The sequence below is a fragment of the Marichromatium purpuratum 984 genome (assembly GCF_000224005.2).
Lineage (GTDB): Bacteria > Pseudomonadota > Gammaproteobacteria > Chromatiales > Chromatiaceae > Marichromatium > Marichromatium purpuratum.
This window is the reverse complement of the sequence record NZ_CP007031.1, coordinates 1,593,214-1,607,195: the sequence shown is the minus strand read 5'-3', so window position 1 is coordinate 1,607,195 and position 13,982 is coordinate 1,593,214. Positions and strand designations below refer to the sequence as shown.

The 13,982-nt window shown below is 69.3% G+C and carries 11 protein-coding genes, 1 pseudogene and 1 CRISPR repeat array; of the genes and pseudogenes, 9 read left to right on the top strand and 3 right to left on the bottom strand.

Annotated elements, in window-relative coordinates; genetic code table 11:
• The first annotated feature begins 236 nt into the window (after window positions 1-236).
• From casA to cas2e, 7 genes and pseudogenes are all read left to right on the top strand, one after another.
• On the top strand, window positions 237-1,754 hold the full coding sequence (casA, locus tag MARPU_RS07290; protein WP_005223765.1) for a type I-E CRISPR-associated protein Cse1/CasA: 1,518 nt from the start codon (window positions 237-239) through the stop codon (window positions 1,752-1,754).
• Between the two features lie 35 nt (window positions 1,755-1,789).
• Window positions 1,790-2,233, top strand: a complete 444-nt coding sequence (locus MARPU_RS07285; protein WP_043763279.1) for a hypothetical protein — start codon at window positions 1,790-1,792, stop codon at window positions 2,231-2,233.
• Window positions 2,230-3,396, top strand: coding sequence for a type I-E CRISPR-associated protein Cas7/Cse4/CasC (gene cas7e, locus MARPU_RS07280; RefSeq protein ID WP_005223767.1), 1,167 nt, complete (start codon window positions 2,230-2,232; stop codon window positions 3,394-3,396). The genes MARPU_RS07285 and cas7e overlap by 4 nt, the downstream gene beginning before the upstream one ends.
• A gap of 11 nt (window positions 3,397-3,407) precedes the next feature.
• On the top strand, window positions 3,408-4,088 hold the full coding sequence (cas5e, locus tag MARPU_RS07275) for a type I-E CRISPR-associated protein Cas5/CasD (RefSeq protein ID WP_005223768.1): 681 nt from the start codon (window positions 3,408-3,410) through the stop codon (window positions 4,086-4,088).
• A complete protein-coding gene (cas6e, locus tag MARPU_RS07270) occupies window positions 4,085-4,723 on the top strand; it encodes a type I-E CRISPR-associated protein Cas6/Cse3/CasE (protein WP_005223769.1) in 639 nt (212 codons plus the stop codon). The genes cas5e and cas6e overlap by 4 nt, the downstream gene beginning before the upstream one ends.
• A 50-nt stretch (window positions 4,724-4,773) precedes the next feature.
• Window positions 4,774-5,684 (top strand): annotated as a pseudogene (cas1e, locus tag MARPU_RS07265) (type I-E CRISPR-associated endonuclease Cas1e).
• Window positions 5,665-5,964 carry a type I-E CRISPR-associated endoribonuclease Cas2e gene (gene cas2e / locus MARPU_RS07260; RefSeq protein WP_005223771.1) on the top strand — a complete coding sequence of 100 codons (300 nt, stop codon included), beginning with the start codon at window positions 5,665-5,667 and terminating at the stop codon, window positions 5,962-5,964. Before cas1e ends, cas2e begins: the two are co-directional and overlap by 20 nt.
• 91 nt (window positions 5,965-6,055) lie before the next feature.
• A CRISPR array of direct repeats spans window positions 6,056-7,858; the repeat unit is 29 nt; unit sequence GTGTTCCCCGCGCATGCGGGGATGAACCG.
• A 64-nt stretch (window positions 7,859-7,922) separates the two neighbouring features.
• Here the strand turns inward: cas2e and MARPU_RS07255 are convergent.
• Both MARPU_RS07255 and MARPU_RS07250 read right to left on the bottom strand, forming a co-directional pair.
• The gene (locus tag MARPU_RS07255) at window positions 7,923-8,810 is read right to left on the bottom strand and encodes a DMT family transporter (RefSeq protein WP_005223772.1); all 888 of its coding nucleotides are present in this window, start codon (window positions 8,808-8,810) and stop codon (window positions 7,923-7,925) included.
• A gap of 245 nt (window positions 8,811-9,055) precedes the next feature.
• Complete coding sequence (locus MARPU_RS07250) at window positions 9,056-10,585, bottom strand: sigma-54 interaction domain-containing protein (RefSeq protein ID WP_025275184.1); 1,530 nt, start codon at window positions 10,583-10,585, stop codon at window positions 9,056-9,058.
• Between the two features lie 213 nt (window positions 10,586-10,798).
• Here MARPU_RS07250 and MARPU_RS07245 point away from each other — a divergent pair, with 213 nt between their 5' ends.
• Window positions 10,799-11,719, top strand: coding sequence for a sulfite exporter TauE/SafE family protein (locus MARPU_RS07245; RefSeq protein WP_005223774.1), 921 nt, complete (start codon window positions 10,799-10,801; stop codon window positions 11,717-11,719).
• Between the two features lie 80 nt (window positions 11,720-11,799).
• Window positions 11,800-12,513 carry a tRNA (N6-threonylcarbamoyladenosine(37)-N6)-methyltransferase TrmO gene (tsaA, locus tag MARPU_RS07240; protein WP_005223775.1) on the top strand — a complete coding sequence of 238 codons (714 nt, stop codon included), beginning with the start codon at window positions 11,800-11,802 and terminating at the stop codon, window positions 12,511-12,513.
• 7 nt (window positions 12,514-12,520) lie between these two features.
• On the opposite strand, the gene sbcB is transcribed toward tsaA, so the two are convergent.
• Window positions 12,521-13,954 (bottom strand): exodeoxyribonuclease I, encoded by a 1,434-nt coding sequence (sbcB, locus tag MARPU_RS07235; protein ID WP_005223776.1) that lies wholly within the window; start codon window positions 13,952-13,954, stop codon window positions 12,521-12,523.
• Window positions 13,955-13,982 lie beyond the last annotated feature (28 nt).

Below are 13,982 nucleotides of genomic sequence, written 5' to 3'. Positions count from 1 at the left end.
CACCATAAACGCTTCGTCGACGACACGACAAACGTAGCGAGCGAGACAGATCCCAAAGTCTCCGCCTTGAGCCTGCAAGATAAAACAGTAAAACGCTTCGTTGACCTTTTAGCACGGGGCGATTACCTTCGCGTCAGAAGCGAGATCAAGGACGATGGCCCGAGCATGCCAGGAGATGGCGGCGTCGACACCCAGCGTCCGCGATCGCCCCGGACACTGTCACGGAGAGTTGACGCATGGACCTGCTCCAATCCCCCTGGATCCCGGTACGCGACCACCACGGCACCGGCGACTTCCGTCTCCTCACCTACCGCGAACTCCTCTGCGAACCGGGCGCGTGGCGGCTGAGCCTGCCGCGCGACGACCTGGAGCTGGCCGCGCTGCAACTGCTGGTGTGCCTGACCCAGGCGCTGTTCACGCCCGAGGACGACGAGGCCCTGTTCGAACAGCTCGACCAACCGCTCGACCCCGCCGCGTTCGAGCACGCCATTGCCGAGGTCCTCGACTGGTTCCAGCTCGACCACCCGACCCAGCCCTTCATGCAGACCCGTGGGGTCAGCGCCAAGGAGGTCACGCCGATCCAGAAGCTGTTGATCGGGCTGCCCGAGGGCAACAACCACGCCTTCTTCAACGCCCCCGGCGAGGTTCGGGCGCTCAGCGCACCGATCGCAGCCATCGCCCTGTTCCACCAAGCGTCAAACTGCCCCAGCTTCGGCGGCGGCTTCCAGGGCAGCCTGCGCGGCGGGGCGCCGATCACCGTGCTGGTCGATGCCGCCGATCTGCGCCTCCAGGTCTGGTCCAACGTGCTCACCCGGCCGCGGCTGCAGCGGCTGCTGCCCAGCTGGCAACCGGACCACGCCCGCGATCGCCCGACCTGGGTCGAGCCGATCACCGCGCAGTCGACCATCCAGTGGAACCAGATCGGGGTGGTGCGCGGGCTGCTCTGGCAACCGGCACACGTCGAGCTGGTCGCGACCGAACCCGGTCCCTGCGACCTACTCGGCATCGACGCTGGGCCGCGTTATCTCGGCTTCCGCAAGGAGAAGTTCAAGTTCACCGTCGACGGGCTGTGGCCGCACCCGCACGGCGCCGTCGAGACCCGCGCGAAGGCGGGCAAGCTGGAGCAGCGGTTCACCTCCTTCACTACCACCGCACCAGCCTGGACCCGACTGAGCGAGCTGGCGATCGCGCGGCAATCGGCCAAGGGCGAGGGCGCGCGCCCGCCGCTCACCGTCACCCAGTTCGGCGCGCTGGAGGAGGATGCACCCTTGCGCCTACTCGTCGGCGGCTATCGCAACAAGCAGGCGTCGGTGCTGGAGCGGCGACACGAACTGATCACCCTGGGCGCCGGGTGGAACGCGGTCGACACCCGGCTGCACCAGTTGGTCGAGCTCGGGCTGCGGGCGAAGGGCGCACTACAGAATGCGCTCCGCTTCGCCGCGCAGGGCAAGCAGAAGAAGGGCAGCCACCACAGGGAGCTGCCCGGACTCGGCAACCCCGCCCTGCCCTCGATCGCCGAGCAGCGCTTCTACAGCCGCACCGAGCCGATGATCCTCGACATCCTCGCCGACCCGGCCACCTTCACCGACTGGCGCAACGCGCGGCTGCGCTACATCGATCGGCTGGCGCAGGACTGCCACCCCCTGTTCGCGCAACTCACCGATCCCTATGCCCACAACCCGGCGCTGATCCCGATCATCGCCTGGTCCAGACGCATCCTCGAACGCGACCTCAAGCACCTTCGGGAGGAATGATGGCCAAGGACACCCAATCGCAAGACGACGATCAAATGCAGGAATTCCGCGACCTCCACGCGCGCCACGCCGCCCTGCCCAACGGACTGCAGGCCGAACTGCGCCGGGTCGACCACCCCGACACCCTGCGTGACTGCGCCGGGCTCTACCGGCTGTTCCCGGGCGTGCGGCCCACGGATCAACAACTGCGGCAGGCCTTCCTGCTGCCCTGGTGCAAGGAGGTCGAGAGCGCGCAACCACTCGCCCAACGCTGCGCCGAGCACATCCACGAGCGGCGCATCATCCAGATGGCCCGCGACACCGCGCCACAGGACCTGATCGCCTTCCGCCGACTGCTGATCCACCTGCACAGTCAGGCCCCGGTCGGCTGGTTGGAGGTCGCCAGACTCGCCCAGTTCTGGAGCGACCGGTGCAAGCGCCGCTTCGTCGAAGACTTCTATCTCAACCTCTATTCGCTCGATCAAGGAGATGCCGCATGAGCCGCCCGAACTTCGTCAACCTCCACGTCCTCATCTCGCACAGCCCCTCGTGTCTCAACCGCGACGACATGGGGCAGCAGAAGACGGCCATCTTCGGCGGCAAGACCCGGGTGCGCATCTCCAGCCAGTCGCTCAAGCGCGCCTTCCGCTTCAGCGACACCTACCGCCAGGCGTTCAGCCGCTCGACCCGCACCCGCCGTCTGCTCGACCAGTTGGTCGCCGACCTCGACCCGGATTCCGGCATCGACGCCGCGGCCTTCGAGCAGTGCGCCCTCTATGTCGCCGCGATCTTCGAGGGCAAGACCAAGGAGGCCGAGATCCAGAGGTACGTGCGCGCCAAGAGCGGTCACATCGAGACCCAGATCATCCCCTTCTCCAGCCACGAGATCGAAGCCATCGGCGGCCTGCTGCGCGAGGCCGCCGCGCTGGCGACGGAGAAGGCGCGCATCACCCATCTCAAGCAGGCGGTCAAGGAACTCGAGCAGCGCCTGCGCCACCAGCTCGACCTCGATGTCGCGCTCTCCGGGCGGATGGCCAACTCCGAGCTGATCCACGGTGTCGACGGCGCCCTGGCCGTCGCCCACGCCCTCACCACCCACACCGTCGAGCCGCAGGACATCGACTGGTTCACCGCCGTCGACGACCTCACCCAGGACGCCGGCGAGAGCGGCGCCGGGCACCTCAACGTGCAACAGTTCTCGGCGGGCGTCTTCTACCGCTACGCCAGCCTCAACCTGCGCCAACTGCAGTACAACCTCGGCCTGCTCGACACCATCGACGCCCCCGAGACCGCCGCGGGCCGCGCCCGCGCGCTCGCCATCGCAGCCCATGTGCTGCAACTGATGACCACCGTGGTGCCGGAGGCCAAGCAGCAGTCCTTCGCCGCCCACAACATCGCCGACTGCGCCCTGGTCAGCCTCGCCGACCAGCCGATCTCGCTGGCCAACGCCTTCGAGAGCCCCGTCCCCAAGGACCGCGAGGGCGGCTATCTGCGCCCGTCGATAGAGACCATGCTCGACTACTGGCGGCGACTCAACCGCGCCTATGGACTCAATGAGACGGCGCGCGTCTTCACCCTCGACGACGCCACCGCCGAGACCCCGCCGCACCTCGACACCCTGCCCGCGCTCCAGACCTGGCTGCGCGAGGACGGCCACAGCTGAGGACACTGCAGATGGCCAGATATCTCATCCTGCGTCTCGACGGTCCGATGCAGTCCTGGGGCACCCACACCTTCGAGGACTATCGCCCGAGCAACGCCTTCCCCACCCGCAGCGCCCTGGTCGGGCTGCTCGGCGCCTGTCTCGGGATCGCGCGTGGTGACGCCGAGCGCATCAGCGCGCTCGCGGCGAGCATCGAGATCAGCGTGCGCGCCGACCGCAAGGCCCAACGCCCCGAGGAGAGCGAGTCGAGCGACAAGTCGGCAATCCGCGAGCGCGACTACCACACCGTGCTCGATGCCCGGAAGGTCGACGGCTCGACCAACCGCCATCCCATCCAGTCGCACCGCGAGTACCTGTTCGACGCCAGCTTCACCGTCGCCATCGGCGCTCGACCCGATACCGCGTTCGACCTCGATCGCATCGCCGCCGCGCTGCGCCGACCGCTGTTCACTCCGGTGCTCGGCAGACGCTCCTGCCCACTCGCCCACCCGCTGGTCACCGACGGCGTGATCGAGGCCGCGGATGCGCTCGCCGCGCTCGACGGGTCTCCACCCACGGGCGGCCCGATCTACACCGAGCAGCGGCTGGCGCACGGGCGCACCATCCCGATACGCGACGTCCCACACGATCCGCGCCGGCGTCAGTTCGCCAATCGGCTGGTCTATCTGCACCGGCAGGAGGGAGAGGCATGATCCTCAGTCGAGCCGAGATCCCGCCGCGCGCGGCCCCCGATCGCTACGCCATCCACCGCGCGCTGTGGCGGCTGTTCCCCGAGCAACCGCGCGAACCCCGGAGCAGCCCCGAGCAACCCCGGCAGGGCTTTCTGTTCCGGATCGAGCAGCAACAACCGGGGCAGCCGACCCGGGTACTGGTGCAGTCGCGCCAACCACCGCAGCCCCACACGGACCTGCGCCTGATCGCCAGTCGTGCGTTTGACCCCCGACCGAGCGTCGGCCAGCGACTCGCCTTCGTGCTCACCGCCAACCCGGTCAAGACCATCCGCGACGCCCACCATGCCGACAAACCGGGCAAGCGGCACGACACCTGCCGCGTCCCGCTCACCCGTGAGACCGATCAGCAACAGTGGCTGATCCGCAAGCTCGCCGGCGCCGCCGAGATCGAGCACGCCGTCGTCCAGCCACACCCGCCGAGCCATTTCAGGCGCAAGCAGCGCAGCGGCAAGATCGCCACCGTCGGCTACGAAGGCATCCTCAGGGTGACCGATCCAGCGGCGCTGGTCGGACTGCTGGAGAACGGCATCGGGCCGGCCAAGGGGCTCGGCTGCGGACTGCTACTGGTCCGGCGCGCGCCCAGCGGCATCGACTGAGCGCACCGGCAGACCCAGGGAACAGGCCAACACCGCGCACGGAGCACCACATGCTGCCACCACTCGAACCCATCGCGATGAAAGAGCGCATCTCGCTGATCTTCATCGAATACGGCGAGATCGACGTGCTCGACGGCGCCTTCGTCGTCATCGACACCAAGGGCGTGCGGACCCACATCCCGGTCGGCAGCATCGCCTGCATCATGCTCGAACCCGGCACCCGCGTCTCGCACCGGGCGGCGGCGCTCGCCGCCCGGGTGGGACACTGCTGGTGTGGGTCGGCGAGGCCGGGGTCCGGCTCTACGCCTCCGGCCAGCCGGGCGGCGCCCGCGCCGATCGCCTGCTCCACCAGGCCCGGCTCGCGCTCGACGACCAGGCGCGATTGCGCGTCGTGCGACGCATGTACGCGCTGCGCTTCGGCGAAGAGCCGCCGCAGCGGCGCAGCGTCGACCAGTTGCGCGGGATCGAGGGCATCCGGGTCAAGAAGATCTATGCCGAGCAGGCCAAGAGCTACGGCGTGCGCTGGAAGGGGCGCCGCTACGACCCCAAGGACTGGGACACCAGCGATCTGCCCAACACCTGTCTCTCCTCGGCCACCGCCTGTCTCTACGGCATCACCGAGGCCGCGGTGCTGGCCGCCGGCTATGCCCCGGCGGTCGGCTTCATCCACACCGGCAAACCGCTGTCGTTCGTCTACGATATCGCCGACATCGTCAAGTTCGAGACCGTCGTGCCGGTCGCGTTCCGGATCGCCGCCAAGGCTCCGCAAAACCCCGAACGCGAGGTCAGGCTGGCCTGCCGCGACGTCTTCCGCCAGACCAAGCTGCTCGGCAAGCTGATCCCGATGATCGAGGACGTCCTGGCCGCCGGCGAACTCGCGCCACCACCACCGGCACCGGAAAACATCCCTCCCGCCATCCCCACCCCGGAAGGACTCGGCGATGCTGGTCATCGTCACTGAGAACGTCCCACCCCGGCTACGCGGCCGGCTGGCGGTGTGGCTGCTGGAGATCCGCGCCGGCGTCTATATCGGCACCCCCTCCAAGCGGCTGCGCGAGTTCATCTGGGAGCAACTCCTCGCCGGCGTCGAGGACGGCAACGCGGTCATGGCCTGGAGCACCAACACCGAGTCCGGCTACGACTTCCGCACCATCGGCGAGAACCGGCGCATCCCCGTCGATTTCGACGGACTCAGACTCGTCAGCTTCCTCCCCCCACCCCCATCGGACCCCTCACGATGATCGAAAAACCACCCCCTTCGATAGAACCCGCAAATCTGGTAGATTCAGAGGCGCGTATTTTTCTTCGCTGAATCATGCAAATACGCGAAGAGTGTTCCCCGCGCATGCGGGGATGAACCGCAGAATTGCAGCGCCGCGTTTGGCGACGAGAAGGTGTTCCCCGCGCATGCGGGGATGAACCGAGACTGCAATGAGCCCCCTCGTTGCGTTCTGTGTGTTCCCCGCGCATGCGGGGATGAACCGTCTGCAATCCCCGCCCGCTTGAGCGCTTTGTACGTGTTCCCCGCGCATGCGGGGATGAACCGACTACTACATGGACAAGGGCGTGATCGAGCGCGTGTTCCCCGCGCATGCGGGGATGAACCGGTCACCGACTCAACCATCACTATCGACAACGAGTGTTCCCCGCGCATGCGGGGATGAACCGGGTGGCATCCCGCTTGGCTCCGCCTGCGCTGCGTGTTCCCCGCGCATGCGGGGATGAACCGCAACAGGATAGCCATGAGTCATTACCCCACGAGTGTTCCCCGCGCATGCGGGGATGAACCGTAGTCGCGCCCAAAATACGAGCGACGCACGAGGTGTTCCCCGCGCATGCGGGGATGAACCGCTCGCGGTCACGCTCATCAGCCGCCGAGGCCTGTGTTCCCCGCGCATGCGGGGATGAACCGATCACCGTCGACGCGTTCCGCACGGCGCTGAAGTGTTCCCCGCGCATGCGGGGATGAACCGGCGTGGCTGGTGGCGATCGGGGTGGACGAGGAGTGTTCCCCGCGCATGCGGGGATGAACCGGGAAGGGGCCGAGGAGACGGCGCTATCGGCTCGTGTTCCCCGCGCATGCGGGGATGAACCGGCTCGCGGCTGGCCGGCGGAGCATCTATCTGCGTGTTCCCCGCGCATGCGGGGATGAACCGTTTTCGATCACTTGGTCCGCTTCTTTGTAGTCGTGTTCCCCGCGCATGCGGGGATGAACCGACCCCATAAACGGGATCGAATCGAACGGGCACGTGTTCCCCGCGCATGCGGGGATGAACCGCCGAACCATAACAGAACGCAACGAGGGGGCTCGTGTTCCCCGCGCATGCGGGGATGAACCGGCGTTAGCGTAGTAGATGACGAACCGCGCGCGGGTGTTCCCCGCGCATGCGGGGATGAACCGCTCTACAGCACCCGCTATTGTTCCCTGACCACGTGTTCCCCGCGCATGCGGGGATGAACCGACACGGCCCGCAGCACCTTGCTCGGCGGCATCGTGTTCCCCGCGCATGCGGGGATGAACCGGCCGACAAGCGCGCCCGGGAGAAGATCGAGAAGTGTTCCCCGCGCATGCGGGGATGAACCGATAGCGCCTTCCAAGACGCGTTCGAGTGCTTCGTGTTCCCCGCGCATGCGGGGATGAACCGCAATTAAGGGAGATAGCAGGCGTGTTGAAGGTGTGTTCCCCGCGCATGCGGGGATGAACCGAGTCCTGAGCCTGGCTTGGTCGAGATCTCCCTGTGTTCCCCGCGCATGCGGGGATGAACCGAAGGGCGCTCTCATCGTCTCCGGCCTCGGGACGTGTTCCCCGCGCATGCGGGGATGAACCGGAGGCTGGCCGAGGGAAACGGGATCACTCAGAGTGTTCCCCGCGCATGCGGGGATGAACCGGCTTACCGGGTCGGCGTCGTTCATCAGGTCACGGTGTTCCCCGCGCATGCGGGGATGAACCGTGCGGCGACGGTGACGACGCGGGCGTTGGCGGGTGTTCCCCGCGCATGCGGGGATGAACCGCCGATAAGTCAGAGCGCTATGGTGGCGTGATCGTGTTCCCCGCGCATGCGGGGATGAACCGCTGATCTCGGCCTGGGAGATGCGGCAACCGTTGGTGTTCCCCGCGCATGCGGGGATGAACCGGTTCTCGATGGGCAGTACGCCGGACGGGGCCTGTGTTCCCCGCACACGCGGGGATGTCTCCAGCTCACCGCACCACCCGCCAACGCCGCCACCACTGGTCGCCCCACTCGAACAGGGCGAGGCCGGCGAGGATGGTGAGGCTGCCGAGCCAGATCCTCGGGGTCAGCAGTTCGTCGTTGACGAGGTGGCCGAGGAGCAGGGCGAGCACCGGGGTGATGAGCGGGATCAGCGCCACCCGGCTCGCCTGCATGTGGTGGAGCACGAAGTAGTAGAGGATGAAGCCCAGGGTCGAGCCGAACACCGCCAGGTAGAGGATCGACCAGAGCGCGCGCGGCGGTAGCGTCGCCGGCAGCGCGAAGCCCTCGCTCAGCCCCCAGCTCAGCAGGAACAGCGGCACCGCGATCAGCAGCGCGCCGGTGGTGGTCTCGACCGGGTGCAGGCGCGCGCCGATGCGCTTGATCCAGACCGCGCTGGCCGAGTGGATCACCACCGTCACCAGCACCCCGGCCATGCCCAGCAGCGCCTGAGCGCCGAGCGCCAGCCCCTGGGCGAAGATCAGCCACAGCCCGCCGATGCCGACGGCGATGCCGAGCAGGCGCGCCGGGGTGAGCGCGCGCTCGCCGAGCCAGACGGCGGCCATCAGCGCGGTGACCACCGGGGTCAGCCCGAACAGCACCGAGATCAGCCCCGAGGAGATGAACTGCGCCGCCCAGTAGACGCAGCTCATCGAGCCCCAGATGCCGAGCCCGGCGGCGACATAGGTCAGCAGCGCCGCGCGGTTCCAGCGCATGCGGCGGCTCATCACCGCCACCAGCACCAGACAGAGGAAGACGCCGAGGACCATGCGCGCGGTGGCGCCGAACTGGGCGCCGGCCTCGCTGCTCCACTTGATCGCCAGTGGCGTGGTCGACCAGATCAGGACCACACCGATGAATGCCGCTGGAACCGACACCTGAAACCTCCATTGCACGGATACGAGAACGAAAAAGGCCGCGGGGGATGCCGCGGCCTGGGAAGGGAATCGAAGTCACGCAGGGACAGTCGTCTTCGGTTCACCCGGGCACGCGGCGACGCGTCAGCCAGCGCATGAGGCGAGCGACGTATCGGGGGCGATGAACGAGGACGAGGACTTGTGACATGCCCCGAGTCTCGCCGATTCGGCGAGCGCGCACAAGCGCGATCGTCGCGCGGCGTGGCTCAGTCGCGGAAATCGCGCGCGGTCAACCCCAGCCGACGCATCCGCGAGCGCAGAGTGTTGGGGTTGAGCGCGAGCAGGCGCGCAGCGCCGTGTGGACCCTCGATCCGGCCCCGGGTATGGCGCAGAGCGGCGGCGATGTGTGCGCGCACCACCTGATCGAGCGGCGCGATGCTGTCTGACTCGACGGCGGGCGCGGTCGCGGCGTGCGGGCGTGGCGCGCCCGGCCCACCGGCGCCGAGCGCCTGGGCGATGGCCAGCCCGCGCCCTTCGCCCAAGATGGCGGCGCGCTCGATCACCGCGCCGAGTTCGCGCACGTTGCCCGGCCAGGGGTAGTCGAGCAGCAGCGCCAATTCATCGGTGCTCGGCTGCTGCGGCGCCAGCCCGAGGCGCAGCGCCGACTTGCGCGCGAGGTGCGCGGCCAGCGCGGGGATGTCGTCGCGGCGCTCGCGCAGCGCCGGCAGGCGCAGCGGGAAGACGTTGATGCGATACCACAGGTCCTCACGGAAGCGCCCGTCGGCGACCATCGCGTGGAGGTCGCGATGGGTGGCGGCGATCAGCCGCACGTCGGCGCGCAACGGCTGCTGACCGCCGACACGCTCGAAGCTGCCGTCCTGGAGGATGCGCAGCAGCCGCACCTGGACGGCGAGCGGCAACTCACCGATCTCGTCGAGCAGCAGGGTGCCGCCGTCGGCGCGCTCGAACCAGCCCTGACGCCGACTGGTGGCGCCGGTGAAGCTGCCGCGCTCGTGGCCGAACAGCTCGGAGTCGGCCAGCTCCGGCGGGATGGCGCCGCAGTTGACGCGCACGAAGGGCGCCTCGGCGCGACGCGAACGGGCGTGGATGGCGCGCGCGATCACCTCCTTGCCCGAGCCGGTCTCGCCGAGCAGCAGCACCGGGGTGTCGGTGGGGGCGACCTGCTCGACGCCCTGCATCACCCCGCGCAGTCCGCCCTCGGCGCCGATCAGGGTGTCGCCGAGTCCCTGTCGACCGAGCCGGGTGAGCAGCGAGTGACGATCGGCCTCGGCACTCTCACGCAGCCGCGCCAGTTCGCGCAGATGGCGGTCGTTGCGCAGCGCCACCGCGCAGGGGTGGGCGATGGCGTGCAGCAGCCGCTCGGCCCCGGCGTCGAGCGGGCCACCGAGCAGCAGCACGCCCAGCGCCTCGTCGTCGAGGGCGAGTCCGAGCGCCCCGCCCCGCCCCGCCAGCCCCGTCGGCAGCAGCCCGGGGAGGTCGTCGGCGAGCGCGGCGAGCGGCGCGACCCGTGCCTCGCCGCACAGGCACCAGCGCCGCAGCCGCGCGCGCTGATCGGCGCTCGGCGTGCGCGCGCGGATCAGCGCCGGGGGCGGCGCGCCGCCCCACCCCAACGGTTGCAGCCGACCCTGCGCGGGGTCGAGTTCGAGCAGCAGCAGCCAGTCGTGGGCGAGGTGCCCGGCGAGTAGCGCCGAGAGCGCGGGCGCGCCCTCGCAGAGCGCCGGGCGACAACAGAGCGCGCGCCACAGTGCGAGCAGTATCGGGTCCTGATCGTCCATATCCGTTTCATTTCGTGGGCAAGCCATTCAATAAAACGGATTATCCGTGATATGGAACGGCACGAACAGCGCCCTGCCCGTGCTCGGGCTCCTCCCATCATCCTGACAGGGTTTCCCGTTCAATGACTTGGGCGATCCCGGCACATCCTGGCCCGGTTCTTGTTCAAGGGGGAGCGCAATCTTCCACCAATCGAACCCAAGGAGTCCCGACCCATGAATGCCGCCGTCGCCACCGTCGCGACCCTCTCCGATGTCTACCGCACCCATCGTCGTCGTCTGCTGCTGTGGGCGGTCCTGGTCTCGAGCGTGGTGCTCGCGCTGCTGGCGCGCGACCCGCTGGTCGAGCAGGGGCTGTTCGATCCCGAGTGGATCAGCCTCGGCAGCGCGGCACTGCTGGCAGTGTTCGCCGCCGCGCTGCTCTGCGAGTATCTCGACTCCAGTCTCGGCATGGGCTATGGCACCACCCTCACCCCGCTGCTGCTGCTCGCCGGCTTCGCGCCGCTGCAGATCGTCCCCGCGGTGCTGCTCTCGGAGCTGCTCACCGGGCTCGCCGCCGGGCTGCTGCACCACCGCGACGGCAACATCGACCTGCGCCGCGATCACCAGGCGCGGCGCACCTTCTGGCTGCTGGCGACGCTGAGCGCGGTGGGCGCGATCAGCGCGGTGCTGTTGGCCGTCCGGCTCTCGACCCAGTGGTTCTCGGTGGCGATCGCGGTGATCGTGCTCGGCATGGGGCTGGTCACGCTGATCACCGCGCGCCGCCGACTGCGCTATCGCCCGGCGGGGATCCTCGCCATCGGCTCGATCGCGGCCTTCAACAAGGGACTGAGCGGGGGCGGCTACGGGCCGTTGGTAACCTCGGGACAGGTGGTCTCGGGGGTGGCGCCGCGTCAGGCGGTGGCGATCACCTCGATGGCCGAGGCGCTCACCTGCCTGATCGGGCTCATCGCCTATCTGTTGCTCGGCGGTGGCATCGACTGGTCGCTGGCGCTGCCGCTGAGCGCCGGGGCGCTGCTCTCGGTGCCGCTGGCCACGGTCACGGTGCGCCGCCTGCCCGAGGCGCTGATCCGGAGCGCGGTCGGCGTGCTGACGCTGACCCTCGGCGGGCTGCTCGCGTTCAAGCTGCTGCTCTGAGACGGCGCCGAAATGGTAGGCTGGACCCTTTTGCCGGGCGCCCGCGCCCGGCTCAGGGTCCACACGCACACGGAGTCTCGATGTCCTTCAGTTTCGACCCCATTGGTTTCATCCGCTCGCCCTATACCGACAAGTTCGGCATCCCTCGCCAGCCGCGACTGGTCGAGGCCGCCCACGCCCGGCTCGAACTCTGTCCCGAGTACGCCCGCGAGGAGGCGTTCAAGGCGCTGGAGGGTTTCTCTCACGTCTGGGTGGTGTTCGTCTTCCACGACGACTGTCTCGATGCCGGGTGGCGCCCGACGGTGCGCCCGCCCCGGCTCGGCGGGCGCGCGACGGTGGGGGTGTTCGCCAGTCGCGCGCCCTATCGGCCCAACCCGATCGGCATCTCGGCGGTGGCGCACGAGGGGCTGGAACGCGACGGCAACGGACTGGCGCTGAAGCTGCGCGGGATCGATCTGCTCGACGGCACCCCGGTGCTCGACATCAAGCCTTATGTCCCCTATGCCGACGCGCTGCACGACGCGCGCAGCGGCTTTGCCCAGGAGCGGGTGGTGTGTCTGCGCCCGATCCGCTTCGAGGCCGCCGCGCTCGAGGGCATCGCCCAGGCCGACCCGGACGGTCGACTGGGGCTGCGCGCGCTGATCGAGCAGGTGTTGACCCAGGATCCGCGCCCCGGCTACATGGACCGCTACCCAGAGCGGCGCCGCTTCGGGCTGCAGCTCTACGATCGCAATATCCGCTGGGAGTTCGACGAGCAGTACATCCGCGTACTGTCGGTGGAGCTGGCCTGCTGAGGGCGGCTCAGGGGGCGATGTCGAGGACCTGCTCGGCCCAGTCGGCGAGCGCTTCGAGCACGCGGGCGCGGGCGGGGTCGAGGCCCTCGGCGTCGAGTTCGGCAAGCCGCTGCTCGAAGTCGTCGATGGTGAGGCTCGCGCCCCCATCGGGCTCGGTCAGACGCGCCAGACGATAGCCGTCCCAGCGCTCGCGCTCCTCCGGTGAGAGGGTCTCGGGCCAGTTGCGCGCGCGGTAGCGAAACAGCATCTCCGGCAGGCGCGGGTCCTCGAACGCCGGGGCGAGCCCGACGAGCTGCGCCGGCGGCAAGCGCCGCAGCTCGTCGAGCAGGCGGCGGTCGCGATCGCCAAGGAAGCCGCCGCCGTAGAGCATCAGGTCGGGGTCGGTCTCGGCCGCGGGCGGGGTGTCGAACAGCGCCCGCGCCCGCTTGGCCAGCTCGGCGGCGTGCTCGGCGGCGAAGCGGGCGTGCTGTTCGACCGCAGCGGGGTCGATCTGCCAGCGCGCCGCGGCCTCCGCCCCCAGGGTCTTGAGCGGGGCGAGCACCGGGGCGCGGTTGAGGTGCACGGTCTTGAGCGGCGGGCGCTGCACATCGGCGCCGCGCGCCGCGGCCGGGGTGAACAGACGCGCGCGCAGCTCATCGACCGGGGTGTCGAGCAGCAGCGCCGGGTGGTGGCGCAGGTCGAAACAGAGCACCCCGTTAGGGTTGCCCGGATGGGGGGCGAGCGCGGCGATCGGGGCGATGCAGCCGAGTGCGGCCGGGTAGCGCGCCGAGGCGTGGAGCAGCGGCTGTCCGCGATCGATCAGCGCGCGCGCCTGGCGCTTGTCGCGCAGCGTCAGGGCGTAGTCGAACAGCCGCGGCTGGGCACGCTTGAGCAGCCGCGCCAGGGCGATGGTGGCGCGCACGTCGGCCAGCGCGTCGTGCGCCTGACCGTGCTCGATGCCGTTGGCCGCGCTCAGCGCCTCGAGCCGGAACGAGGTGGAGCCGTCCTCGTGTCGCGGCCAGGCGATGCCCTCGGGGCGCAGCGCGTGGGCCAGACGCAGGGTGTCGATCAGGTCCCAGCGCGAGTTGCCGTTGCGCCACTCGCGGGCGTAGGGATCGAACAGGTTGCGATAGAGCAGATGACGGGTGACCTCGTCATCGAAGCGCAGGCTGTTGTAACCGACCCCGCAGGTACCGGGGGTGGCCAGTTCGGCATGGATGGCGGCGGCGAACTCGGCCTCGCACACCCCCTCGCGCGCGGCCAGCTGCGGCGTGATGCCGGTGATCAGGCAGGCGTCGGGATGGGGCAGCAGGTCGGTGGCCGGGCGGCAGTAGAGCACCAGCGGATCGCCGATCTCTTCGAGCTCGGCATTGGTGCGCACAGCGGCGAACTGACAGGCACGATCACGCCGGGGGTCGGCGCCCCAGGTCTCGTAATCGTGCCAGAGGAAGGTCCGGGACAAGGCGTCCAGAACGCGCGACCGCCCGGGC

Coding starts and splice junctions, on each gene's coding strand:
- casA (WP_005223765.1), top strand. CDS start 237: ATGGACCTGCTCCAATCCCCCTGGATCCCGGTACGCGACCACCACGGC.
- MARPU_RS07285 (WP_043763279.1), top strand. CDS start 1,790: ATGCAGGAATTCCGCGACCTCCACGCGCGCCACGCCGCCCTGCCCAAC.
- cas7e (WP_005223767.1), top strand. CDS start 2,230: ATGAGCCGCCCGAACTTCGTCAACCTCCACGTCCTCATCTCGCACAGC.
- cas5e (WP_005223768.1), top strand. CDS start 3,408: ATGGCCAGATATCTCATCCTGCGTCTCGACGGTCCGATGCAGTCCTGG.
- cas6e (WP_005223769.1), top strand. CDS start 4,085: ATGATCCTCAGTCGAGCCGAGATCCCGCCGCGCGCGGCCCCCGATCGC.
- cas2e (WP_005223771.1), top strand. CDS start 5,665: ATGCTGGTCATCGTCACTGAGAACGTCCCACCCCGGCTACGCGGCCGG.
- MARPU_RS07250 (WP_025275184.1), bottom strand. CDS start 10,585: ATGGACGATCAGGACCCGATACTGCTCGCACTGTGGCGCGCGCTCTGT.
- MARPU_RS07245 (WP_005223774.1), top strand. CDS start 10,799: ATGAATGCCGCCGTCGCCACCGTCGCGACCCTCTCCGATGTCTACCGC.
- tsaA (WP_005223775.1), top strand. CDS start 11,800: ATGTCCTTCAGTTTCGACCCCATTGGTTTCATCCGCTCGCCCTATACC.